This window comes from Streptomyces antibioticus, assembly GCF_002019855.1.
In the GTDB taxonomy this organism is placed as follows: Bacteria; Actinomycetota; Actinomycetes; order Streptomycetales; family Streptomycetaceae; genus Streptomyces; species Streptomyces antibioticus_B.
Map to the genome: position 1 here is coordinate 829,206 of NZ_CM007717.1, position 21,831 is coordinate 851,036.

Here is a 21,831-nt window from a genome sequence, read left to right on the forward strand (position 1 = left end):
CGTGAGGGAGGTCCCGTGGAAGCAGCCGAGGCCGTGGAGACCATCCAGCGGGAGATGACGAGTTTCGCCCGGCGCGCCCGTGCCTCGGCCGGGCGGCTGCACCCCGAGCTGTCCCTGGTGTCGTACACCCTGCTCGGGCATCTGGAGGAGAGCGGCGGCTGCCGGGCCACCGACCTCGCGGCGCACTACGCCCTGGACAAGTCGACGGTCAGCCGTCAGGTCGCCGCGCTGGAGCGCGTGGCGCTGATCGAACGCCGCGTCGACCCGGAGGACCACCGGGTCCAGCTCCTGCACCTCACCGAGGCCGGCCGGCGCATCCTCGCCCAGGTCACCGAGAGCCGCCGGGCCGCCTTCCGCGAACGGCTGGCGGACTGGCCGGCGGCGGACCTGGAGCGGTTCGCGGAGTACCTGGTGCGGTACAACGCGGGGGCCTACACGCCGGACACCGCGGGCGCCGGCACCCCGGACACCGCGAGGGCCGGCACCCCGGCCGACGGCTGACGGCCCCGGCCCCGCCCCCTGCCTACGACACGGCCACCGCCTCCCTCGGCCCCGGCTCGGGCTCGGGCACCCGGGCCGCCAGGAACGCCGTGCGGCGGCGCAGTCTGAAGCCCAGGGACTCGTAGAGGCGGATGGCGTTGGTGTTGGCGGCGCCGGTGTGCAGGAACGGGGTCTCGCCGCGTTCGCGGATGCCGTGGGCGACGGCGAGGATCAGCCGGGTCGCGAGGCCCTCGCCGCGGACGGCGGGGTCGGTGCAGACGGCGCTGATCTCGGTCCAGCCCGGCGGGTGGAGCCGTTCGCCGGCCATGGCGACCAGCGCGCCGTCCCGGCGTATGCCCAGGTAGGTGCCGAGTTCGATGGTGCGGTTCTCGAAGGGGCCCGGCTGGGTGCGGGCCACCAGGTCGAGCATCTCGGGCACGTCGGCGGGGCCGAGCCGGATCGCCTCGGGGTCGGGTGCGGCAGCCAGTCCGTCGTCCACGAACTGGACGCCCTCGGCCCGGAAGGTGATCTCCCAGCCCTCGGGGATCTCCCCGCGGTAGCCGGGCAGCGGGACCTCGGAGCCGGGCCCGGCGAGCGCCGCGAGGTCGGCCCAGTCGTCGGCGTCCGGGTCGTCGGGCAGCGCCAGCCAGGGCGAGACGTCGACCGGGTAGCGCAGCACCCGGCCCCGGCGCTCGGCGAACCGGGCGTGCGGGCCGGTGAGGGAGGCGAGGGCGGGGTTGTCCAGGATGTGCCGGGACTCGGCGGCGCTCATATCGCGGTGCCGATCTCGAGGACGACCTTGCCGCGGGCGTGGCCGCCCTCGACCGCGCGCAGCGCCTCGCCCGCCCGCTCCAGCGGGAAGGTCAGCGTGACGTGCGGGTCCAGATCACCGGCGACGGCGAGGTCCGCGACGGCGCGCAGCACGACCGCGTCGCGTGCCCGCAGGACGCGCGCGCCGCCCAGCCGCTCGGCCTCCTCGGCCGGGGCGCCCGCGGTGATCAGCCGGGACCGGTCCGTGACCAGGTCGGCCGCCTCGCGCAGCACGTCGCCGCCGACCAGGTCGTACACCGCGTCGATGCCGTCGGGGGCCGCCGCGCGGACCCGGTCGGCCCAGCCGGGGCCGGACGCCACGTGCACGGCGCCGAGCGATTCGACGAGGTCCTTCTTGCCCTCGCTCGCCACTCCGACGACCCGGATCCCGAGGGCGCGGGCGATCTGCGCGACGGCCACGCCGACGCCGCCGCCCGCGCCGGTGAGCAGCAGGGTGGCGCCCGCGGGCAGGGCGAGCTGGTGGACGCCGTCGTAGGCGGTGGCGGCGGCCACCGGGAGGGTCGCCGCGTCGGTGGCGGACAGCGCGTCGGGCCGGTGCGCGGTGATGCCCGCCGCGAGCAGGGCGTACTCGGCGTAGCCGCCGGCGACCGCGGTGCCGAAGACCTCGTCGCCGGGCGCGAAGCCGGTGACGCCCTCGCCGGTCTCGACGACGACGCCGGACACCTCGTTGCCCAGCACGGCCGGGAACGTCCGCTCACCGCTCTCGCCGGGGCGCCGGTAGCCGGTGCGCTGCTTGAAGTCGACGGGGTTGACGCCCGCCGCGCGCACCGCGACGAGCACCTCGCCGGGGCCGGGACGGGGCCGGTCCAGTTCGACGAGCGCCTCGGTCTCCGGGCCGCCGTACCGGGTGAAGACGTACGCCTTGGGCATCTGTTTCCTCACTCTCCTCGCACTGCCGCCGGGCACGACCCCGGCACTGAGCGCCAAGGAGTGGCGTGAAACAGCTATTCCCGAGCGCGCGCAGAGTTCATACGGCCGCAACGATCGGGGCACTGACCAGGGACGGAGCACATAGGGCGACCCCGTACCGTGGAGGCATGAACGTCACCCGAGACTTCACCGGACGTCCGCGCGTCCACAACCCGGGGCTGCCGCCGGGGCAGTACGACGCGGGCGACGACTGGCCCGTGCTGTCCGCCGAGGTCACCCCCGAGCTGTCCCCCGCCGACTGGACCTTCCGGGTCGACGGGCTGGTGGCCGAGCCACGGACCTGGGACTGGGACGAGGCGCACACGCTGCCGGAGTCCGCGTACGAGGGCGACATCCACTGTGTGACGAGCTGGTCGAAGTTCGGGGTGCGGTTCGCGGGCGTGTCGCTGGACGCGTTCCTGGCGGCGGTGCGGCCCGACGCGGCCGCGACGCACGCGGTGGCGTACTCGCACACCGGGTACACCACGAACCTGCCGCTCGCGGACCTCACGGGCGGGCGGGCCTGGATCGCCTGGGAGTACGACGGCAAGCCGCTCCCGGCCGAGCACGGCGGGCCCGCCCGGCTGCTGGTGCCGCACCTGTACTTCTGGAAGAGCGCCAAGTGGATCGCGGGCCTGCGGCTGCTCGACCACGACGAGCCCGGTTTCTGGGAGCAGAACGGCTACCACGCGCGCGGCAACCCCTGGGAGGAGCAGAGGTACTCCGGTGACTGACACCTTCACTCCCCCGACCCGGTTCGCGGTGCCGGGCCGGATCCCCGTCAGCAACCGGGCCGCCGCGCTCTGGCAGACGGCGACGCTCACCGAGATCCGCCGGGAGACACCGCGGGCGGCGACCTTCCGGTTCGCGGTGCCGGCCTGGGCGGGCCATCTGCCCGGCCAGCACCTGATGCTGCGGCTGACCGCGGGCGACGGCTACACCGCCCAGCGGCACTACTCGATCGCGTCCGCGCCCGACGACAGCGGGCACATCGAGCTGACCCTGGACCATGTGGCGGGCGGTGAGGTCTCCGGCTGGTTCCACTCGGTGGCGCGGCCCGGCGACCGGGTCGAGGTGCGCGGCCCGCTCAGCGGCTTCTTCGCCTGGCCCGGGGACCGCCCCGCGCTGCTGATCGGCGCCGGTTCCGGGGTCGTCCCGCTGATGTCGATGGTCCGCCACCACCGGTCGCGCGGTCTCGGCACCCCGCTCCGCCTCCTGGTGTCCGCGCGCACCCCCGAGGATCTGATCTACGCCCGGGAGTACGGCCCCGAGACGACCCCCGTCTTCACCCGTCGGGCTCCCGAGGGCGTCCCGGTCGGCCGCCTCTCCCAGGCCCACCTGACCCCCCTCCTGACCGACCCGCCGACGGACGGCTGGGAGGCGTACGTCTGCGGCTCCAACGCCTTCGCCGAACACGCCTCCCGTCTCCTGGTGGCGGCGGGCCAGCCGGTGTCCCGAATCCGCATCGAACGCTTCGGCTGACCGGCCCGGGAGCCGGGCCGGTCCCGGCCCGCCGTTGCCCCGAATGGCGGCTCCCCGGTATCGGGGGTACCACTTTCATGTGGCGACTCGCGTGACGGCGAGGAGGGCGACATGCGGATCCGGATGCGGGGCCGGCGGTGGCGGAGCAATCCGCTGCGGCGCCGGTCGGACGTGGTGGAGGCGTGGACCGCGCTCGTCGTGGGCGTGCTGCTGCTGGTGGCGGCGCCGCTGGCCGGGGCGGTGGCCGGCCGGTGGGTCCACGACGAGGCGCTCGCGGCCGCGGCCGAGCAGCGGGCCGAACGGCACCGGGTGCGCGCCGAGGTCGTGGGCCGGGTGCCCGAGGCGCTGCCCACGGCGGACGGGGCCCGGGAGCAGATGTTCCGGGTGGACGTGCGCTGGGCGCCGCCGGGTGAACCGGCCCGGACCACGACGGCGCGGGTGCCGGCCGGTACGCGCCAGGGCGACCGGGTCGACGTGTGGTTCGACGACAAGGGGCACAGCGTGCCCCCGCCGGCGGACGGCACGGCCGTGTGGCAGCAGACGCTGACCATGGGGGTCGCCGCGACGGGCGGCGCGGTGGCCTTGGTGCTGCTGGGGCACGGGGTCGTGCGCCGGGTGGCGATGCGGCACCGGCTCGCCGAATGGGACCGGGAGTGGACGCGCACCGAGCCGGAGTGGACCCGGCGCCGGCCGGCCTGAGGCCGTCCGGGGGGTGTGGCGAGCGGCCGCGGGATGCACGTACGGTGTGATCACTTCGCATGATGACAAAGGCGGTCCCGCATGGCCCTGTTCGACCTGACCCTCGAGGAACTGCACGAGTACCGCAGCGAGTCCGTGGAGCCGGAGGGGTTCGACGCGTTCTGGTCGAAGACCCTCCAGGAGGCGCGCGAGCACGACCTCGGCGCCCGTTTCGAGCCGGTCGACACGGGCCTGGCGACGGTCGACGTGTACGACGTGACGTTCGCGGGCTACGGCGGCCACCCGGTGAAGGGCTGGCTGAAGGTGCCGGCCGGGGCGGCCGAACCGCTGCCGCTGGTCGTGGAGTTCATCGGGTACGGCGGGGGCCGCGGGCTGCCGCACGAGAACCTGCTGTGGTCGGCCACGGGCCGCGCCCACTTCATCATGGACACCCGCGGCCAGGGCAGTGCCTGGGGCGGCGGCGGTGGCACCCCGGACCCGGTGGGCGGCGGTCCCGCGTACCCCGGTTTCATGACGCGCGGGATCGACGCGCCCGAGAACTACTACTACCGGCGGGTGTTCACGGACGCGGTGCGCGCGGTGGAGGCGGCGCGTTCGCATCCGCTGACCGACGCGAGCCGGACGGTGGCGCTCGGGGCGAGCCAGGGCGGCGGTATCGCGATCGCGGTGGGCGGTCTGGTGCCGGACCTGGCGGCGGTCGCGCCGGACGTGCCGTTCCTGTGCGACTTCCCGCGCGCGGCGACCCTGACGGACCGTCACCCGTACCGGGAGATCGGCCTGTTCCTCCGGACGCACCGCGGCCGCACCCAGGAGGCCCTGCGCACGCTCTCCTACTTCGACGGCGTCCACTTCGCGGCCCGCGCCACGGCACCGGCACTGTTCTCGGCGGCGCTGGAGGACCAGACCTGCCCGCCGTCGACCGTGTTCGCCGCGTTCAACGCGTGGGCGCGCGGGGACAAGGCGATCGAGGTGTACGACTTCAACGACCATGAGGGCGGCGGGCCTTACCAGGAGGCGGCCAGGATGCGCTGGCTGCGCGCGTACGCCTGACACGAGCGACCACCCGTTCCCGCCCCCGACCCTTCCCGCCCCCTTCCCTCCAGTCCGACCAGTCGGTACGTTCGGGGTTCCGGCGGATCACGGAGGGTCCATGTCCGAGCACGTGCCACAGGTCCACGGCCACTGCGACGCCCGTTTCGACGCGGTGCGCGCCGCGTTCGAGGAGAACTTCCGGGACCGGGACGAACTGGGCGCCGCGGTGACCGTCACGGTCGACGGCGTCACCGTGGCCGATCTGTGGGCGGGCTGGGCGGACCCGGCGCGCACCCGGCCCTGGGAGCGGGACACGCTTGTCAACGTCTGGTCGACCACCAAAGGCCCGACGGCCCTGTGCGCGCACATCCTGGCCGACCGCGGCCTGCTCGACCTCGACGCGCCCGTGGCCGCCTACTGGCCCGAGTTCGCGGCGGGCGGCAAGGAGAACGTGCTCGTACGGCATCTGCTGTCGCACCGCGCCGGACTGGCCGGGCTGCGCGAGCCGCACTCGTTGGAGCAGCTCTACGACTGGGAGCTGACCACCGCGCGGCTCGCCGCCATGGAGCCCTGGTGGGAGCCCGGCACCCGCTCCGGCTATCACGCCCTCACCTACGGCTTCCTGGTCGGCGAGGTGGTCCGACGGGTGTCGGGTCTGCTGCCGGGCGCCTTCCTTGTGCGGGAGGTGACCGGGCCGCTGGGCGTCGACTTCACGATCGGCCTGCCGGAGAAGGAGGCCGGGCGGGCCGCCGAGCTGGTGCATCCGCGGGCCGCCGACGCGAGTGAACAGGCCAAGGTCTTCGCCCAGTTGGCGCCCGCCGCGATCGCCGCCCTGGCCAATCCCCCGGCCGGTGCCGCCGAGGCGTGCACCCCCGCGTGGCGGGCCGCGGAGATCCCGGCGGCCAACGGGCACGGCACCGCCCGCGCGGTCGCCGCGCTGTACGGCGTCCTGGCCGGCCGGGGCTCCTACGGCGGCCGGCGCGTGCTGTCCGCCGAGGCGGCCGAGCGGGTGCGCGAGGGGCAGGGCGCCTGCCGGGACCTGGTGCTGGGCGCCGGTTTCCCGCACGAGACGGAGATCGGGCTCGGCCTGTGGCTGAGCGGCCCGAACGGCTCGTACGGGCCGAATCCGCGGGCGATCGGGCACGACGGGTTCGGCGGTTCGTGCGGGCTCGCCGACCCGGACGCCGGGGTCTCGCTCGGGTACGTGATGAACCGCATGGGCCCCCACATCGCCGACGATCCGCGCAAAATGGCGCTGGTCGGCGCCCTCTACAGCGCGCTCTGAGCGCGGCGCGCCTCGACCAGACGGGCCCGGGGGCTGCCGTCGCGCCGGGTGCCGAACTCGGGCAGCGGGCGCAGCTCCACCCGGAACCCGGCCCGCTCCAGTTCGCGCCGTACCTCGCCGAGCCGGAAGGCGCGGTAGTACATCACGAACGGCGGCCGCCACAGGGCGTTGCGCACCCGCATCGCGGTGTCGAAGCCGAGGAGCATCCAGTAGACCGGGGAGACCGGGCGCGGCGGGGCGACGACCGGGAAGGCGAAGGTGCCGCCGGGCCGCAGGGCTGTGTGCACCTGGGTGAACAGGGCGGGCAGTTCGCGGGGCAGGAAGTGGCCGAACGCGCCGAAGCTGACGACGAGGTCGAAGGCGGCGGTGAACGGCAGGGCGCGGGCGTCGGCGCGGACCCAGGACACCCGGGGCCCGTCGCCGTCCTCGCCGGCGTGGCCGAGGCCGCGCGCCCGGGCCTGGTCGAGCATGCCCGCGCTGAAGTCGACGCCAATGGCGCGGCGTCGGCACACCGCGGTCAGCACGTCCAGGCCGGCGCCGGTGCCGCAGCACAGGTCGAGGCCGTCGTCGTAGGGGCCGGAGGCGAGCAGGGCGGCGGTGACCGCGTCCAGGACGGAGTCCGGGGTGCGGAACGGCGTGTGGTCGAACTTCGGGGCCAGCAGGTCGTAGCCGCGCTCGACGGACGACAGGGCCTGGACGGCGAGTTCGCGCAGGGTGGGGCCTTCGGGGCTGAACATCGGTCTCAGCCTACGGTGGTCCGCCGCTCCAGCAGGACCAGGGCTCGCTCGCACCAACGCAGGTTCTGCTCCTCGAAGGCGATCCCGGCCATCAGGGTGAGGTAGGGGCCGACGCGCTCGGCCTCGCGCAGATACGTCTCCTCGTCGCGGTCCCCGACGAGCCGTTCCCGGACGCGTTCGTAGCGGGCGAGCTTGCCGCGCGCCCAGCTCATCCGCTCCTCGATCAGCTCGCGGGTGACGGCGGGGTCGGTGCCGTCCATCGCCTGGACCTTGATGAGGAGTTCGTCGCGGATGGCGGTGGGACGGCGCGGCGGGGTCGCGGCGAAGCCGCTCAGGTCCGCGCGGCCGGCCTCGGTGAGGGTGAACATCCGCTTGTTGGGCCGGCGTTCCTGCTGGACGACGCGTGCCTCGATCAGTCCGTCCTGGGCGAGCCGCTCCAGTTCGCGGTAGAGCTGCTGCGGGGTCGCGGGCCAGAAGTTGGCGAGCGAGACGTCGAAGACCTTGGACAGCTCGTAGCCCGAGGCCTCGCCCTCCAGGAGGGCGGCGAGGACGGCGTACTTGAGGGACATGTGGACACCGTAACAGCCGATGATTATTGTCATCCGCACTTACTCAACAAATTGACTATGAGATGATGAGGTGATCCCATGCGCGCGTTCCGCGAGGCGGTCGAGGCCGGCGATCTCGACGCCGTGGAGGCCCTGCTGGCCGAGGACGTGGTCTTCACCAGCCCGGCCGTGTTCAAGCCGTACACGGGCCGGCCGATCACCGCGGCGATCCTGCGCACGGTGTCGGAGGTCTTCGAGGACTTCCGCTACGAGCGTGAGCTGAGCGGCGGCGAGGGCCGCGACCACGCGCTGGTCTTCAGGGCGCGGGTGGGCGAGCGCGAGCTGAGCGGCTGCGACTTCATCCACCTGAACGAGGACGGCCTGATCGACGAACTGACCGTGATGGTGCGGCCGCTGTCGGGTCTCCAGGCGCTGGCGGCGGCGATGGGGGCGCGCTTCGACGCGATCACGCGGGAGGCGGAGGAGCGGTCTGCCGACCGCTGAGGCACCCCGCCGCCCGCGGACCGGGGTCAGTCCTTGAGGTCGTCGAGCGTGGTCCGGGTGTCGGTCTTCAGCCAGTCGATGACCTCGTCCAGCTCCGGCGGATCCTTGTCGTCGTCGTAGGAGGACAGGTAGGAGCTGTAGCCCATCGTGTACGTCACCCAGCCGTCCCGAACGGCGAGGGTGGCGTAACGCGAGCCGCTGTCGGTGCCGTTGGTGGTGTCCTCGCTGACGATGTACGCCTCGTCGCCGATGCCGGTGACGGGGTCGACGTCGTAACCGTCGTGGCTGTCGTCGTAGTTCTTCCATTGGGCCGTGAACTCCGGCCCCGGGTCGGTCTTCTTGTGCAGGTCGAGCTGGACGGAGAGATAGGCGTCGGCGTAGCTGGAGCCGGTCTTCTTCAGGCTGATGCTGCAATAGCCCTGGTCGAGGGCGGTGTCCTCAAGAGTGTTGTCGGTCGGGGTGCCGTCCTTCTCCGGGTACTCGTCCTTGAACGACGAGTAGTCCGCGCTGGTGCACAGGTTGGCCGGCGCCTTGTAGCCGCGCAGGTCCGGGTCGTCCCCGGTGCCGCCGATCACGAAGACACCGGCCGCCCAGGCGGCGGAGGCGACCACGGCACCGAGGGCGGCCCACAGGACGGCCCGGCCCGCGCCGCCGCCGCTGCCGCCGGTGGGCGGGGTGCCGACCACGGGGTAGGGGCCCGGCTGGGCGTACGGGTTGACCTGCTGGGCCGGCACGCCGACCAGGGTGGGCTGCGCGTAGATCGGCGCCTGGCCCGACTGCGGCGCGGGCGGAAAGCCTGCCGGGCCGCCGGGCGCGGGCGACTGCGGGTTCGGATAGGGGTAGGCGCTCGGCGGGGCGGGCGCCTCGGACGGCTGCTCGGGTTGCTGCGGAGGCTGAGGCGGCGTGGACATGACGTGACGATAAGGCAGAGAGGGAGGTCAAGTCCCATGAGGTCACGGATCGTTACGCTCCGGGGACATCCGTCATAAACGTGACTCCATCCACGACCGAAGTCGCGGGCTTCCTGCGTCGCTGGCTAGGCCGCGTCGCAGAGGACCAGCCCGGCCCTGTTGAGGATGTTCGTCGCGCCGACGTGGTCCGCGTTCGCGGTGAACTCGCACGCCGTGCACCGGAACCTTGCCTGGGTGAGGCGGTTCTCCTTCGCGACGTGCCCGCACTCGGGGCACGCACGGGAGGTGTTGCGCGCGTCCACCGGGACCGTGCGGCGACCGGCACTCTCAGCCTTGTTCGCCAGGATTCCGAGGAACTGCGCCCAGCCCGCGTCGAGGATGCTGCGGTTGAGCCCGGCCTTGGCGGCGGCGCCGTTCGGGAGGAACACGCCGTCGTTGTCGGGGTCGGGTTCGGCTTCAGGCGCGCGCGTCATGCCCGCCGTGTTCAGCCGCTCGTGCACGATCACGTCGTGGCCGGCGACGAGCGCGCGGGCGGTCTTGTGGTGGAAGTCGGCGCGCTGCCGCCTGACCTTGGTGTGCAGCCTGGCGACCTTGCGGGCGGCGGCCCGGTGCTTCTTGGTGCGCTGCCGGGCCCGCTTCGGGAACGTCGCGAGGTGCCGCTGCGCCTCGGCCAGCTCACCGGCCATCGTCTGGAGGAAGCGCGGGTTGGCGACGTGTGCGCCGTCCGAGGTGGTCAGGAAGCGGGCGACACCCAAGTCGATCCCGACGACCGCTCCGGTGGCCGGAAGCGGCTCGGCGGGGACCTCGTCGCAGGCCAGGACGACGTACCAGCGGGTTCCCTCGCGCTTCACCGAGATCGTCTTGACGCGGCCCCGCACGGGCCGGTGCCGGTGCACGCGGACGTGCCCGACGCCTTGGAGCCGTACGCGGGTGTGAGGGTCGTGCGGGGTGGAGTCCCAGCGGCAGCCGTCGCCGTCCTTCGGGAAGACGACGGTGTCGAAGTGCCCGACACCCTTGAAGCGCGGGTAGCCCGGCGTCCGTCCGGCCCCGACGCGGCGGAAGAACGCCTGGAACGCCTTGTCGAGGCGTCGCAGGGTGGCCTGCTGGGAGGAGAACGACCAGCGGCCCTGACGCTCCGGGTCGAACGCACGGATCGCCTTGAGCTGGGCCGACTGGCCGCCGTACTTGATCGACGTCTTCGAGGTGTGCCGGTAGGCGTCCCGCCGCTCCTGCAACGCCCCGTTGTACAGGGAGCAGTGATCCCGGAGCATGCCGACGAGCGCCGCCGCCTGACCCCTGGTGGGGCGAAGGAGGAATTTGTACGCGCGGATCACCGCTCACGCCTGCGCTCGGCACAAAACCCTTCGGCGAGGAGCACACACGCCGCAGCGTTGATCGAGATGCCTACGCGCTCGGCGTACGCCTCGACCTGCCGCTTCAAGTCCGGTGAGACGCGCAGGTTCAGCGACTCCCGGCGATCACCTCTCGCCACGAACCATGATGCTAGTGCTTCGCAATGTGCTCGGACCCGCGCTCAGTCGAGGTCACAACAGCGCTGAGCAGCAATTCCCGAGGTTTGGCGGCCCTTTGCCTAAGGCGCGGACGCCCCCGGGCGGACCGGCAGGACGTGCACGCTGTTGCCGACGAAGCTGGAGTGGCGGGGCAGTTCCGGTTCGGGGGCGGTGAGTTGGAGGTGGGGGAAGCGGGTGAAGAGCCGTTCCAGGGCGACGCTCGCCTCCAGGCGGGCCAGTGGGGCGCCGAGGCAGTAGTGGGCGCCGTGGCCGAGGGAGAGGGTGCGGGCGGCGCCGGGCCGGGCCGGGCGGGTGACGTCGAAGCGGTCGGCGTCGGGGCCGTGGGCGGCCGGGTCGCGGCCTGCGGCGGAGTAGCCGGCCAGGACGGGCGTGCCCCGGGGGATGAGCGTGCCGTCGAGCGTGAGGTCGCGCACCGGGTAGCGGAACGGGAAGTAGCTGACGGGCGCGTCCCAGCGCAGGGTCTCCTCGACCACGTCCGCCCAGCTCGCCTCGCCCTTGCGCACGAGCGCGAGCTGGTCGCGGTGGCCGCACAGGGCGCGTACGGCGTTGGTGATGAGGTTGAGGGTGGTCTCGTGCCCGGCGATGATCATGAGCAGCAGGGTCCCGACGAGTTCCTGAGGGGCGAGCCCGTCCCCGTCCTCGTCGCGTGCGGCGATCAGGGCGCTGGTGAGGTCGTCGCCGGGGTGCGCGGTCTTCGCGGCGGCGATCTCGGCGAGGAGCGCGACGAGTTCACGGTTGGCGGCGACGACCTGCTCGGGCCCTATGTCGGTGGCGACGACCTGGTTGGACAGGTGGTGCAGCCGGTCGCGGTATTCCGCGTCCACGCCCAGGAGTTCACCGATCACGCCCATCGGCAGGGGCAGCGCGAAGTGCCGGCGCAGATCGGCGACCCCGTCCGCTTCCGCGGCCGCGCGCTCCAGGCCGTCCAGCAGTGAGTCCGTCAACTCCTCGACGCGCGGGCGGAGTTCCTCGACCCGGCGGGCGGTGAACGCGCGGCTGACGAGCGAGCGCAGTCTGCGGTGGTCGTCGCCGTCGGCCGTCGTCATGCCGGGGACCGTCGCGAAGGTCAGCAGCGGCCATCCCTCGGCGATCCGGCCCTCGCCCAGGGCGGTGAAGTGCCGCGCGTTCTTGGCGACTTCGGGGTGGGAGAGGAACTCCTTGAGGGCCTCGTGGCCGAGGACGGCCATCCCCTCGATGTCCCCGGGCAGCAGCACGGGGGCGACGGCACCCCTCGCGAGCAGTCGCGCGTTGGCGGCGTGCGGGCAGCCGCCCGCCGGGTCGAGACGATGAGGCGTGCCGGTCCGGTCGTCCACCGATGACTCCTTGAAGGCGGGGAAAGGGCGCCGTACGGAGTGCGATTCTGCCCGTGCGCCGCACCGGTGCGACAGGGCCGGGCGAACCCGTGTGCTACAGTTCCTTCAGCACTCGTGTATGTCCCTTGTTTGGACGCCGGTGCACTTCCTCTCCGGTCCGCCCGGTCACCCGCCAAATTCCTCGGCCGGTACGGCGGCCGTCCCGCACCGCCTCACGCACGCGACACCCATGTGATCGTTCGTGGCCGACGTGGTGTTCCCGCCGCCCGAGGCGCGCCCGGCGCCCTCCCTCCGCGGCCGTATCCCCCCTCTCCGTATGTCTCATGCCCTCCGTCCGCGAAAGGACCGGCCACCATGACCACCACCACACTTGAGCACCCTCCCGTACGACAGGCCCCCGCCCGGGCCGTCTCCGGTGTCCTCGACATCGACGCGAGCGGAAAGGGGCACCTGCGCGCCCCGGACCTGCTGCCCACGCCCGGCGACCTCCAGGTCCCGGCCGCGCTGATCCGCCGTCACGGACTGCGCAAGGGCGACCTCGTCGACGGGGTGCGCGGCACCCAGCAGGCCCTCACCGAGGTCGCCCGCGTCGAGGGCCGTACGCCCGGAGCCGGGCGCCGTCGTTTCCACGACCTCACCCCCGTGCACCCGTACGACCGGCTGCGTCTCGAGCATCCGGGCGCCGGGCTCGCGGGCCGGCTCGTCGACCTGGTCGCACCGGTCGGCAAGGGCCAGCGCGGGCTGATCGTGGCGCCGCCCAAGACCGGCAAGACCGTACTGCTCCAGCAGCTCGCCGCCGCCGTCGCCGGGAACCACCCCGAGGCCCGGCTGATGGTCGTGCTCCTCGACGAACGCCCCGAGGAGGTCACCGACATGCGGCGCTCGGTGCGCGGCGAGGTGTACGCCTCGACCTTCGACCGGGCGCCCCGGCAGCACATCGCCCTCGCCGAGCTCGTCGTCGAGCGCGCCAAGCGGCTCGTCGAGGCCGGGGAGGACGTCGTGATCCTGCTCGACTCGCTGACCCGGCTGTGCCGGGCGCACAACAACGCGGCCGCCGCCGGGGGCCGCACCCTCAGCGGTGGTGTCGACGCGACCGCGCTGATCGGGCCCAAGCGGTTCTTCGGGGCCGCGCGGGCGGCCGAGGAGGGCGGCTCGCTGACCGTCCTGGCCACCGCGCTGGTCGACACCGGGTCGCGCGCCGACGACTTCTACTTCGAGGAGCTGAAGAGCACCGGCAACATGGAGCTGCGGCTCGACCGTGACCCGGCCTCCCGACGGGTCTTCCCGGCCGTCGACGTCACCGGTTCCGGCACCCGCCGCGAGGAGCTGCTCCTCTCCCCCGCCGAGTCGGCCGCCGTGCGCGGGCTGCGCCGCGCCCTGGCGCCCCGGGACGGCCGCACCGGACTGGAGACGCTCCTCGAACGGCTGCGCGAGACGCCGGACAACGCGACGTTCCTGCGGCGGGTGCAGCCGACCCTGCCGGCCGGCTGACCGCCCGCCCGCACCGCCCCCGCGGCCGCGCCGGCCGGGATCGGCGTGCGGCATCCGGGTGCTCGGCCGCGGCATGCGGCACGGGCAGCACCGGGAAGACCCGGTTCATTTCTACGTTGATCATATGAAAATCGGCTTCTCTTCCCGCACCGCTGTGTCGGCCTGTGCCCTCTGCGCGGCCGGTGTCCTGACGCTGGGCCCCGCCGCGGCGGCCCTCCCGGCCGGGACGGACCCCGGAGCGCCCGGCGGCCCCGGCGAGCCGCGCGTGAGCGCCCCCCGGCCCGCCCTGCTCTACCGGCCCGGCACCCAGGTCCGGCCGCACCGGGGAGCACCCGAGGTCCCGGACGTCTCCGCACGGTCCTGGCTGGTGGCCGACGCCCGCACCGGCGAGATCCTCGCCGCGTCGGACGCCCACCGCAGACTCCCGCCCGCCAGCACCCTGAAAACCCTGTTCGCCCTCACCGTGCTGCCGGCCCTGCCCGGCGGCGTCCGGCACCGGGTGACCGAGGAGGAGCTGAGCGGCATCGGCGCCGGCAGCAGCCTGGTCGGTGTCGTCGAGGGCCAGACCTACCGGGTCTCCGACCTGTGGCGCGGGGTGTTCCTGAACTCCGGCAACGACGCCGTGCACGTCCTGGCCGCCCTCAACGGCGGCTGGCGTACGACGGCCGCCCGGATGCAGGCCAAGGCGCGGGCCCTGGGAGCGCTGGACACCCACGTGCGCTCCCCCGACGGGTACGACACACCGGGCCAGGTGTCCTCGGCGTACGACCTCGCGGTGTTCGGCCGGGCCGGGCTGCGCAACGCCGACTTCGCCCGGTACTGCGCCACGGTCGACGCGCAGTTCCCCGCGGGCGACGGGCGCTCGTACGGGATCCGCAACACCAACCGGCTGCTGACCGGGGCGGACGGGGTCGAACCGTATCCGGGGCTCATCGGCATCAAGAACGGCTACACCACCGAGGCCGGCAACACCCTGGTGAGCGCGGCCCGGCAGGGCGGGCGCACCCTCGTGGTGACGGTGATGAACCCGCGCTCGGGCGGCGGGCACGCCGTCTACGAGGAGGCGCGCGCGTTGCTGGACTGGGGGTTCGCGGCCGCCGGGCGGGTCGATCCGGTGGGCTCGCTGGACGCGCTGCGCTCCCGGCCCAGGCCGGGACCCGACGTGCCACCGGCCGCCGCCGCGGCGGGCCCCGCCGCGGCCGGGGTCTCCGCGCCCGCCCTGCGGCCGCCCGGCTGGCCCGCCGCGCTCGCCATCGCGGGCGCCGCCGCGCTGGGCGGCGCCATCATGGCCTTCGCGCTGCGGCTGATCGTGCGCCGCCCGGAGGGTTCCTGACCGGCCGGCAGCCACAGCAGCAGACCCAGCGTGATCCACGTGTAGGTGTTCGAGCCGAGGAAGCCGTCCACGCCGGAGGCGTCGTCGAACCACAGCCACACCACGCTGGTGCACAGCACCCCGTACAGGGCACCCGCCACGCGCGGGTGCCCGGCGCGCAGCAGCAGCGCGAAGGACGGCAGCAGCCACACCAGGTGGTGCACCCAGGTGACGGGGCTGACCAGACACGCCGTCAGGCCGGTGAGCGCGAAGGCCGCCGGCCAGTCCCCGGCGGCCGCCGCCCGCCGCGCCCGGCGCGCCCACACGGCGAGCACCAGCACGGCGAGCAGCGCCCACACCGCCCGGCTCTCCACGCCGAGCCGGGCCAGGACGCCCTGGAGCGACTGATTGGAGACGTAGTCGAGCCGCCCCACCCGGCTCGTGTCCCACAGCGCGCGCGTCCAGTAGAAGCGTGAGGCGTCGGGTGCGATCAGCGCGGCGGCCGCCGTCGCCGCCAGGGCCACGCCCGTGGCGACGGCTGCCGCGCGGCGGCGTCCGGCGACGAACAGCAGGGCGATGAACAGCGCCGGGGTGAGCTTGACCGCCGCCGCCAGCCCGATCCCGAGACCGGCCAGGCGCTCCCGGCCGGTCGCGAGCAGCAGACAGTCGGTCAGGACCAGCGCCAGCAGGACCAGGTTCACCTGGCCGAAGCTGAAGGTGTCGCGCAGCGGTTCGAACAGCGCGAGGGCGCAGACGGCGAGGGCGGCGCCGTACCAGCCGTAGCGCCGCAGGCCCGGTCCGGCCAGGATCCGTACGACCGCGGCGAGGGCCACCAGGTTGAGCAGCAGGGCGGCCGCGATCGCGGTGCGCAGTCCGACCAGTGCCATGGGCAGCATCGCGACGGCCGCGAACGGCGGGTAGGTGAACCCGTACGGCGTGCCGGGCACCCGGTAGTCGTAGACCCGGCCGCCGTGGTGGATCCAGTGGTCGACCGTGCCGTGGTAGACGCGCAGGTCGAACCAGTCGCGCAGGAGCGGCACGGTCGCGGTGAAGACGGTCACGGCGCCGGCGAGCAGGCACAGCAGCAGCAGTCGGCCACGGTCCGTGGCGGGTGCCCTCATGCCGTACGTCCGAGTGTGCCGGGGGCGTGGGCGGCGAGCCGGGCCTGCCACAGGACGACCACGGCGAGCGCGCCGCCGCAGACCGCGAGGAGCAGCCGTCCGGCGTCGGCCGGGTCGCCGTCGGGCAGGACGGCGAGGGCAAGGACGGCGGCCACGGCGGCCGTCCGGGGCCGGACCGCGGTGCTGGGGGCCGCGGCGGCGATGAGGAACAACCCCCACAGCGCGTACCAGGGGCGGATCGCGGGGCCGAACGCGGCGACCACGGCCAGGCTGAGCCCCAGCGCGTACACGGGCCTCGGCCGCAGCCGCCACCATATGGCGACCAGGGCGACGCCGACGACGGCGAGCCCGAAGGCGTGCCAGGCGGGGACGGCGAGCGGCGCCAGATCGCTGCCCGCGTGTTCGAGGAGGGCGCCGGTGGCGCGGCCGAGCAGGCTGGTGAGGGCCCAGTTCTGCGGGGAGACCGGGGTGTCGAGGGCCGCGGTCCAGCCGTAGCCGGTGCCCGCGACGGCGGTCGCGCCGACCGTGGTGGCCGCGCAGACCGCGCCGGTCGTCAGGACGGCGGGCAACGGGCGCCGTCCCGCGCGCAGTTGGAGCACCACGACCGCGACCAGACCGAGCGCGGCCGGCACCTTGACCAGGGCGGCGAGGGTGACCAGCACGGTGGCCGGCACCGGGTGCCGGCCCAGCGCGGCGACCAGGCCGACGCCGAGCAGGCCCAGCATGACGGCGTCGTTGTGGGCGCCGGCCACCAGATGCAGCAGGACCAGCGGGTTGAGGGCGCCGAGCCACAGGGCGGCGGCGGGGTCGGCGCCGCTGTGCCGGGCCAGCCGGGGCAGCGCGGCCGCCATCAGCGCCACCCCGCACAGGGCGACCAGCCGCATCCCGAGGAGCCCGGCGGGCAGTTCGCCGTGGGTCAGCCCGGACAGGGCGGCGGCGACGCCGAGGAAGACCGGCCCGTAGGGGGCGCCGGTGTGCCGCCACAGCGGGGCGACCTCGTCGGCGAGCGGGCCACCGAGCCGGGCCGGGCCGTGGGCGTAGACGTCGATGTGCGCGTCGACCATGGCGCCCTGTGCGAGATAGCTGTAGACGTCCCGGCTGAACAGCGGCGGCGCGATCAGCAGCGGGGCCGCCCAGACGGCGAGGACGAGCACGAGCGCCCGTGGGGTGGGCGGTCCGGCGCCGCGCACCAGGCGGCCGAGCAGGACCCAGGCCGTGGTCAGCAGCACCAGCCCGAAGTAGACACCGACCAGGCCCAGTACGGCGTGCGCCGAGGACGGGGCGAGGAGTTCACGGGCGGGCAGCGCGCCGGCCGTCCTGCCGCCCAGGGCGAGACAGGACGTACCGGCCAGGCCGAGCACCTGACAGCGGCGCAGACCGACGGGGGAAGCCATGACCGACACGCCGTCAGCGTGCCGTCGCCGGATGGCCGGGGAGCGACACTCCGCCCGCCTCCCGGCGGCCTGCGCATGGCCGCCGGGTGAGCGTCACGGGACGGGCCACCGGGCGGACCGTGAGAGGGACCGCGGGCGGTCAGAGGAACCGGGATCCGGCCACGGGTCCGGCGGACGTGACCCGGGTCCGTTCGCCGCTCAGCCAGTCGTCGCGGACCGCCGCGACGAAGTCGGTGAGCCGTTCGACGGGGTCGGCCGGGGTCCCGCCGTCGCCCTCGTCCGGGGTGGGGTCGGCGGCCACGATCCCGGCGGCGATCTCCGCCTCGGGCCGCTCGTCGGGCTCGCCCTGCTCCACCCCGCCGTCGGCGTTCACGCGCAGGCCGGGCGCCCAGGGCGCGACGACCGACTGGTGCAGCAGGGCGACGCTGTCGGGGGTGACGGCGGGGGTGTCGGTCCAGCAGCTCGCGTGCTCGTGCAGCACCTGGCCGGGGGTGCGGTGCAGCAGATGCTTCAGCACGCTCGGCCCGTCCTCGGCCGCCAGCGTGTCGTTCAGGTCGTAGGAGAGGACGACGGTGTCGGGGCGCTCCGGTGCGAAGGGCAGGGCCGGCAGGCCGAGGATCTCGGCGGCGGCCAGGCCGAGGATGCGGCTGCCCCGGTCGGGCAGCAGGGAGACCGAGGCGGGCCGGGTCTCCGCCGCCTCCAGCACCGCCTTCAGCCGCAGCAGGCCGCGCAGACACTGCTCGGGGGTGTCCTGGATCCAGGCGTACCGCCCGGTCATGCCCGCCTCGAAGCCGTACGGGGAGAGGGTGCCCAGCATCGTGCCGCCTAGGACGAACTGCCAGCCGCGCAGGTCGGTGCCGTCCAGCGGGGTGAACGGCGCGGCGCGGTCGGCGCGGGCCAGGACGCGGTTCTGCCGGTCGCGGGCCGGCTGCCACATGGCGTCGTCCGGGTCCGGCAGCAGCGCGTGGTGACGGCGGGCCAGGTCCAGGTCGCCGGCGAGGACCGCGTTGAAGACCAGCAGATAGCGGTCGGGCCAGGCGGCGAGCCGGTCCTCGTGCGCGGTCAGTACGTCGACCGCCTCACGGTGGCGCTCCTCGTCCTCGTACGCCGAGACCACCTCGCGCAGCGCGGCGGTGGAGTCCGGCACCAGGCGCAGGGCCTCGCGCAGGGCCGGGATGGCGAGGTGGGCGACGCCGCGCTCCACGCACGCGTACCCGAAGTCGTAGAGCCGCTGCGGCTTGCCGGGCGACGCGGCCAGCGCGGCGGCGGCCCGCTGAAGGTCCTCGAACCCGGCCGCCCCGGCGGCCCGTCCGACGACCAGGGCGACCTCCGCGAGCGGCGCCGACTCGGCCGTGCCGCGCAACTGCCGCAGCGCGCCCGGCACATCACCCGAGTCGAGCGACTCCCAGGCCGTGAGCAGTTCGGGGGACGTGGGGCGGCGATTCCTGCGCGAGAACATGCGGAGGATCTTCGCCGGTGACCGGGCGTGTCCTCAACGCAATTACCCTCGCCGCGACCGGCCGGGTTCAGAACACCGAGAGGCCCGTGAGGGTGGTGAAGCGGTCCAGGGCCGCCACCCCCGCCACGGAGTTGCCGCGTTCGTCGAGGCCGGGGCTCCACACGCACAGGGTGCAGCGGCCGGGGACGACGGCGATGATGCCGCCGCCGACGCCGCTCTTGCCGGGCAGGCCGACCCGGTAGGCGAAGTCGCCGGCCGCGTCGTAGGTGCCGCAGGTGAGCATCACCGCGTTGACCTGCTTGGCCTGGCTGCGGGTGAGCAGGCGGGTGCCGTCGGCGCGGACGCCGTGCCGGGCGAGGAAGCCGGTGGCCAGGGCGAGGTCGGCGCAGGACGCGGTGAGCGAGCACTGCCGGAAGTACTGGTCGAGCAGGCCGGGGACGGGGTTGTCGATGTTGCCGTAGGAGGCCATGAAGTGGGCGAGCGCGGCGTTGCGGTCGCCGTGCGCGCTCTCGGAGGCGGCGACCTCCTCGTCGAAGGACAGCTCGGGATTGCCGCTCTCGGCGCGCAGGAAGTCGAGGAGCGCGCCGGCCGCGTCGCCGGTCCGGGTGTGCAGCCGGTCGGTGACGACCAGGGCGCCCGCGTTGATGAAGGGGTTGCGCGGGATGCCGTGCTCGTACTCCAGTTGCACCAGCGAGTTGAAGGGGTTGCCGGAGGGCTCGCGGCCCACGTGCTCCCACAGCGCGTCGCCCTCGCGGGCCAGGTCGAGGGCGAGGGTGAAGACCTTGGTGATGGACTGGGTGGAGAACGGCTCGCGCCAGTCCCCCACCCCGTACACCGTGCCGTCCAGTTCGGCGACGGCCATGCCGAAGCGGCTCGGGTCGCGGGCGGCCAGCGCCGGGATGTAGTCGGCGGGGCGGCCGCGGCCGGGGGTGTGCTCCAGCTCCTCGGCGATGCGCTCCAGGACCGGCTGGAAGGCGAAGGACGACGTCGTTCCCATGATCACCATTGTGCCTCCGGGGCCGGGCCCCCTCAGGCGCAGGCCCCGTCAGGCGCAAGCCCGCACCGGGGCCGGGGCCGGGACGGGGTCCAGCGTGCGGGCGGGACGGATCGCGCCGACCGGGGCGCCGCCGCCGAGCAGCGGCTCGCCGGCGAACTCGGTGAGGAGCGCCGGGTCGACGCCGGCCCGGACGAGGGCGGCCGCGGTGACCGGTATGCGGGCCCGGTTCGCGCCGTCGGAGATCTTGACGGCGACGGCCCGGCCGTCCGGGAGGGCGGCGACCTCGACGCCCTCGAAGCCGTCCTTGGCGAGCAGGCCGGGGACGGCCCGCATCAGGGCGGCCACGTCCCGGCCGGTGCCGGAGGCGGTCTCGGCGTGGTCGCGCATCGCGTCGGCGACCCGGGCCTCGGGGGTGCCGGGCGCCGCCGTGGTGATGCGGGCGGCGGCCCGGGCGAGGCCGTGCAGGGAGACCGCGAAGAGCGGGGCGCCGCAGCCGTCGACGGTGACCCGGGAGATCCGCTGCCCGGTGAGGTCCTCGACGATCTCGGCGATCGCCTGCTGGAGGGGGTGCGCCGGGTCGAGGTAGTCGTGCAGGGACCAGCCGTTGAGCTTGCAGGTGTACAGCATGGCGGCGTGCTTGCCGGAGCAGTTCTGGGCGAGCCGGGAGGCCGGGCGGCCGGCGCGGATCCACGCGTCGCGCTCGGCGGCGCCGTACGGCAGGTCGGGGACGTTGCGCAGGTCGTCCTCGGTGAGGCCGGCCAGGGCGAGGACGCGCCGGGCCGCGTCGAGGTGGTGGTCCTCGCCGGAGTGGCTGGCGGCGGCCAGCGAGAGCAGCTCGCCGTCGAGGGGCAGCCCGGCGCGGACCATGGCGACGGCCTGGACGGGCTTGAGCGCCGAGCGCGGGTAGAAGGCGGCCTCGATGTCGCCGAGCTGGAGCCGGACCTCGCCGCCCTCGCCGAGGACGACGACGGAGCCGTAGTGGACGCCCTCGGTCACCCCGCCGCGGACGAGGCGGGCGACGGGCGCGTGGAGGGGTTCGCGGATCGCGGGGGCGTCGGCGAGGGTGCTGTCGTACATCACTGCCTGTGGGGGTCGGGGGTGCTCGTGCCGGGGGTGCGCACGATGTCGGTGAGGGTGGTCTCGACGCGGTCGAGGTGGTGGCTCATCGCGGCGACCGCGTCAGCCTCGGAGCCGTCGGTCAGCGCCTCGACGATCGCCCGGTGCTCGCGGTTGGACTGCTCGCGGCGGCCGCCCAGTTCGGTGAGGAAGGCGGACTGGCGGGCCAGCGCGTCGCGGATCTCCTCGATGACGCGGCGGAAGACAGGGTTCTGGGCGGCCTCGGCGACGGCCAGGTGGAAGAGGGTGTCCATCGCGACCCACGCGGTGGTGTCCGTCTCCCGCTCCATGCGGTCGAGCAGATGCGCGAGGTGGTCGAGGTTCTCCGGGGTGCGGCGCAGCGCCGCGTATCCCGCGACCGGGATCTCGACGTGGCGGCGGACCTCCATCAGGTCGCTGGCCGCGTAGTCGCCGAAGGTCGGGTCCTCGACGGTGTTCGCGATCACGAACGTGCCCTTGCCGGTCTTGGCGACGGTCAGGCCCATGGTCTGGAGGGCGCGCAGCGCCTCGCGCAGCACGGGCCGGGACACCTCGAGGGTGCGGCACAGCTCCGCCTCGGACGGGAGCTTGTCCCCGATGGCGTAGGTGCCGCGCTCGATGGCGCCGCGGAGGTGGGTGAGGACCGCTTCCATGGCGCTGACGCGCCGCGGGCCCGAACCACCTGTCTGGCTGTCTGAC

General features: G+C 74.3%; 22 protein-coding genes and 1 pseudogene. 9 read left to right on the forward strand and 14 right to left on the reverse strand.

The window, feature by feature from the left end:
• Window positions 1-15 precede the first annotated feature (15 nt).
• Window positions 16-501 carry a MarR family winged helix-turn-helix transcriptional regulator gene (locus AFM16_RS03650; protein WP_078632350.1) on the forward strand — a complete coding sequence of 162 codons (486 nt, stop codon included), beginning with the start codon at window positions 16-18 and terminating at the stop codon, window positions 499-501.
• 22 nt (window positions 502-523) lie between these two features.
• Here the strand turns inward: AFM16_RS03650 and AFM16_RS03655 are convergent, their stop codons facing one another.
• Window positions 524-1,252 (reverse strand): GNAT family N-acetyltransferase, encoded by a 729-nt coding sequence (locus AFM16_RS03655; RefSeq protein ID WP_078632352.1) that lies wholly within the window; start codon window positions 1,250-1,252, stop codon window positions 524-526.
• Window positions 1,249-2,181: a quinone oxidoreductase family protein gene (locus AFM16_RS03660; protein ID WP_030787288.1), complete on the reverse strand. Its 933-nt coding sequence runs from the start codon at window positions 2,179-2,181 to the stop codon at window positions 1,249-1,251. Before AFM16_RS03660 ends, AFM16_RS03655 begins: the two co-directional genes overlap by 4 nt.
• Before the next feature lie 167 nt (window positions 2,182-2,348).
• Between AFM16_RS03660 and AFM16_RS03665 the strand changes: the two genes are divergently transcribed.
• From AFM16_RS03665 to AFM16_RS03685, 5 genes are all read left to right on the forward strand, one after another.
• Window positions 2,349-2,954 carry a sulfite oxidase-like oxidoreductase gene (locus AFM16_RS03665; RefSeq protein WP_030787285.1) on the forward strand — a complete coding sequence of 202 codons (606 nt, stop codon included), beginning with the start codon at window positions 2,349-2,351 and terminating at the stop codon, window positions 2,952-2,954.
• Window positions 2,947-3,702 (forward strand): ferredoxin reductase, encoded by a 756-nt coding sequence (locus AFM16_RS03670; RefSeq protein ID WP_078632354.1) that lies wholly within the window; start codon window positions 2,947-2,949, stop codon window positions 3,700-3,702. Before AFM16_RS03665 ends, AFM16_RS03670 begins: the two co-directional genes overlap by 8 nt.
• Window positions 3,703-3,813: 111 nt before the next feature.
• On the forward strand, window positions 3,814-4,401 hold the full coding sequence (locus AFM16_RS03675; RefSeq protein WP_030787280.1) for an Rv1733c family protein: 588 nt from the start codon (window positions 3,814-3,816) through the stop codon (window positions 4,399-4,401).
• A gap of 81 nt (window positions 4,402-4,482) precedes the next feature.
• Complete coding sequence (locus AFM16_RS03680) at window positions 4,483-5,451, forward strand: acetylxylan esterase (RefSeq protein ID WP_078632356.1); 969 nt, start codon at window positions 4,483-4,485, stop codon at window positions 5,449-5,451.
• 100 nt (window positions 5,452-5,551) lie between these two features.
• On the forward strand, window positions 5,552-6,718 hold the full coding sequence (locus tag AFM16_RS03685) for a serine hydrolase domain-containing protein (RefSeq protein ID WP_078632358.1): 1,167 nt from the start codon (window positions 5,552-5,554) through the stop codon (window positions 6,716-6,718).
• Here AFM16_RS03685 and AFM16_RS03690 read toward each other — a convergent pair.
• Together AFM16_RS03690 and AFM16_RS03695 are read right to left on the reverse strand one after the other, a co-directional pair.
• Window positions 6,703-7,455 (reverse strand): class I SAM-dependent methyltransferase, encoded by a 753-nt coding sequence (locus AFM16_RS03690; RefSeq protein ID WP_078632360.1) that lies wholly within the window; start codon window positions 7,453-7,455, stop codon window positions 6,703-6,705. The two genes, AFM16_RS03685 and AFM16_RS03690, sit on opposite strands and share 16 nt — an antisense overlap.
• 5 nt (window positions 7,456-7,460) lie before the next feature.
• Window positions 7,461-8,024 carry a PadR family transcriptional regulator gene (locus AFM16_RS03695; RefSeq protein WP_030787267.1) on the reverse strand — a complete coding sequence of 188 codons (564 nt, stop codon included), beginning with the start codon at window positions 8,022-8,024 and terminating at the stop codon, window positions 7,461-7,463.
• A gap of 78 nt (window positions 8,025-8,102) precedes the next feature.
• On the opposite strand from AFM16_RS03695, the gene AFM16_RS03700 reads away from it, so the two are divergent.
• On the forward strand, window positions 8,103-8,507 hold the full coding sequence (locus tag AFM16_RS03700; protein ID WP_078632362.1) for a nuclear transport factor 2 family protein: 405 nt from the start codon (window positions 8,103-8,105) through the stop codon (window positions 8,505-8,507).
• 26 nt (window positions 8,508-8,533) lie between these two features.
• On the opposite strand, the gene AFM16_RS03705 is transcribed toward AFM16_RS03700, so the two are convergent.
• From AFM16_RS03705 to AFM16_RS03715, 4 genes are all read right to left on the reverse strand, one after another.
• Window positions 8,534-9,418 (reverse strand): hypothetical protein, encoded by an 885-nt coding sequence (locus AFM16_RS03705; protein ID WP_030787261.1) that lies wholly within the window; start codon window positions 9,416-9,418, stop codon window positions 8,534-8,536.
• Window positions 9,419-9,543: 125 nt separating this feature from the next.
• Window positions 9,544-10,752, reverse strand: a complete 1,209-nt coding sequence (locus AFM16_RS03710; protein WP_078632364.1) for an RNA-guided endonuclease InsQ/TnpB family protein — start codon at window positions 10,750-10,752, stop codon at window positions 9,544-9,546.
• The gene (locus tag AFM16_RS40600) at window positions 10,749-10,910 is read right to left on the reverse strand and encodes a toxin-antitoxin system HicB family antitoxin (protein ID WP_107419014.1); all 162 of its coding nucleotides are present in this window, start codon (window positions 10,908-10,910) and stop codon (window positions 10,749-10,751) included. Before AFM16_RS40600 ends, AFM16_RS03710 begins: the two co-directional genes overlap by 4 nt.
• A gap of 99 nt (window positions 10,911-11,009) precedes the next feature.
• Window positions 11,010-12,263: a cytochrome P450 family protein gene (locus AFM16_RS03715; RefSeq protein WP_078632366.1), complete on the reverse strand. Its 1,254-nt coding sequence runs from the start codon at window positions 12,261-12,263 to the stop codon at window positions 11,010-11,012.
• Window positions 12,264-12,617: 354 nt separating this feature from the next.
• On the opposite strand from AFM16_RS03715, the gene rho reads away from it, so the two are divergent.
• Together rho and AFM16_RS03725 are read left to right on the forward strand one after the other, a co-directional pair.
• On the forward strand, window positions 12,618-13,754 hold the full coding sequence (rho, locus tag AFM16_RS03720; RefSeq protein ID WP_078632368.1) for a transcription termination factor Rho: 1,137 nt from the start codon (window positions 12,618-12,620) through the stop codon (window positions 13,752-13,754).
• Between the two features lie 124 nt (window positions 13,755-13,878).
• A pseudogene (locus AFM16_RS03725) lies at window positions 13,879-14,724 on the forward strand (D-alanyl-D-alanine carboxypeptidase family protein); the annotation flags it as partial.
• An 83-nt stretch (window positions 14,725-14,807) separates the two neighbouring features.
• Here AFM16_RS03725 and AFM16_RS40440 read toward each other — a convergent pair.
• The 6 genes from AFM16_RS40440 to AFM16_RS03755 all read right to left on the reverse strand — a co-directional run bounded on the left by AFM16_RS40440 (window position 14,808) and on the right by AFM16_RS03755 (window position 21,785).
• Entirely contained in the window at window positions 14,808-16,187 is a 1,380-nt protein-coding gene (locus AFM16_RS40440) for a glycosyltransferase family 87 protein (RefSeq protein WP_078632372.1), read from the reverse strand.
• A complete protein-coding gene (gene mptB / locus AFM16_RS03735) occupies window positions 16,184-17,581 on the reverse strand; it encodes a polyprenol phosphomannose-dependent alpha 1,6 mannosyltransferase MptB (protein ID WP_078632374.1) in 1,398 nt (465 codons plus the stop codon). The genes AFM16_RS40440 and mptB overlap by 4 nt, the downstream gene beginning before the upstream one ends.
• 139 nt (window positions 17,582-17,720) lie before the next feature.
• Window positions 17,721-19,040 (reverse strand): tetratricopeptide repeat protein, encoded by a 1,320-nt coding sequence (locus AFM16_RS03740; RefSeq protein ID WP_078632375.1) that lies wholly within the window; start codon window positions 19,038-19,040, stop codon window positions 17,721-17,723.
• A 67-nt stretch (window positions 19,041-19,107) separates the two neighbouring features.
• Window positions 19,108-20,046: a glutaminase gene (locus AFM16_RS03745; protein WP_037875205.1), complete on the reverse strand. Its 939-nt coding sequence runs from the start codon at window positions 20,044-20,046 to the stop codon at window positions 19,108-19,110.
• Window positions 20,047-20,085: 39 nt separating this feature from the next.
• On the reverse strand, window positions 20,086-21,114 hold the full coding sequence (locus AFM16_RS03750; protein WP_030787238.1) for an asparaginase: 1,029 nt from the start codon (window positions 21,112-21,114) through the stop codon (window positions 20,086-20,088).
• Window positions 21,114-21,785 carry a FadR/GntR family transcriptional regulator gene (locus AFM16_RS03755; protein ID WP_030787235.1) on the reverse strand — a complete coding sequence of 224 codons (672 nt, stop codon included), beginning with the start codon at window positions 21,783-21,785 and terminating at the stop codon, window positions 21,114-21,116. Before AFM16_RS03755 ends, AFM16_RS03750 begins: the two co-directional genes overlap by 1 nt.
• Between the last annotated feature and the right edge of the window lie 46 nt (window positions 21,786-21,831).

What these genes read in the sequence shown, in the direction of transcription:
- AFM16_RS03660 (WP_030787288.1), bottom strand. Translation starts at nt 2,181, where the DNA reads ATGCCCAAGGCGTACGTCTTCACCCGGTACGGCGGCCCGGAGACCGAG.
- mptB (WP_078632374.1), bottom strand. Translation starts at nt 17,581, where the DNA reads ATGGCTTCCCCCGTCGGTCTGCGCCGCTGTCAGGTGCTCGGCCTGGCC.
- AFM16_RS03755 (WP_030787235.1), bottom strand. Translation starts at nt 21,785, where the DNA reads ATGGAAGCGGTCCTCACCCACCTCCGCGGCGCCATCGAGCGCGGCACC.
- AFM16_RS03680 (WP_078632356.1), top strand. Translation starts at nt 4,483, where the DNA reads ATGGCCCTGTTCGACCTGACCCTCGAGGAACTGCACGAGTACCGCAGC.
- AFM16_RS03685 (WP_078632358.1), top strand. Translation starts at nt 5,552, where the DNA reads ATGTCCGAGCACGTGCCACAGGTCCACGGCCACTGCGACGCCCGTTTC.
- AFM16_RS03675 (WP_030787280.1), top strand. Translation starts at nt 3,814, where the DNA reads ATGCGGATCCGGATGCGGGGCCGGCGGTGGCGGAGCAATCCGCTGCGG.
- AFM16_RS03695 (WP_030787267.1), bottom strand. Translation starts at nt 8,024, where the DNA reads ATGTCCCTCAAGTACGCCGTCCTCGCCGCCCTCCTGGAGGGCGAGGCC.
- AFM16_RS03655 (WP_078632352.1), bottom strand. Translation starts at nt 1,252, where the DNA reads ATGAGCGCCGCCGAGTCCCGGCACATCCTGGACAACCCCGCCCTCGCC.
- AFM16_RS03665 (WP_030787285.1), top strand. Translation starts at nt 2,349, where the DNA reads ATGAACGTCACCCGAGACTTCACCGGACGTCCGCGCGTCCACAACCCG.
- AFM16_RS03750 (WP_030787238.1), bottom strand. Translation starts at nt 21,114, where the DNA reads ATGTACGACAGCACCCTCGCCGACGCCCCCGCGATCCGCGAACCCCTC.
- AFM16_RS03745 (WP_037875205.1), bottom strand. Translation starts at nt 20,046, where the DNA reads ATGGTGATCATGGGAACGACGTCGTCCTTCGCCTTCCAGCCGGTCCTG.
- AFM16_RS03740 (WP_078632375.1), bottom strand. Translation starts at nt 19,040, where the DNA reads ATGTTCTCGCGCAGGAATCGCCGCCCCACGTCCCCCGAACTGCTCACG.
- rho (WP_078632368.1), top strand. Translation starts at nt 12,618, where the DNA reads ATGACCACCACCACACTTGAGCACCCTCCCGTACGACAGGCCCCCGCC.
- AFM16_RS03700 (WP_078632362.1), top strand. Translation starts at nt 8,103, where the DNA reads ATGCGCGCGTTCCGCGAGGCGGTCGAGGCCGGCGATCTCGACGCCGTG.
- AFM16_RS03690 (WP_078632360.1), bottom strand. Translation starts at nt 7,455, where the DNA reads ATGTTCAGCCCCGAAGGCCCCACCCTGCGCGAACTCGCCGTCCAGGCC.
- AFM16_RS03705 (WP_030787261.1), bottom strand. Translation starts at nt 9,418, where the DNA reads ATGTCCACGCCGCCTCAGCCTCCGCAGCAACCCGAGCAGCCGTCCGAG.
- AFM16_RS40440 (WP_078632372.1), bottom strand. Translation starts at nt 16,187, where the DNA reads ATGAGGGCACCCGCCACGGACCGTGGCCGACTGCTGCTGCTGTGCCTG.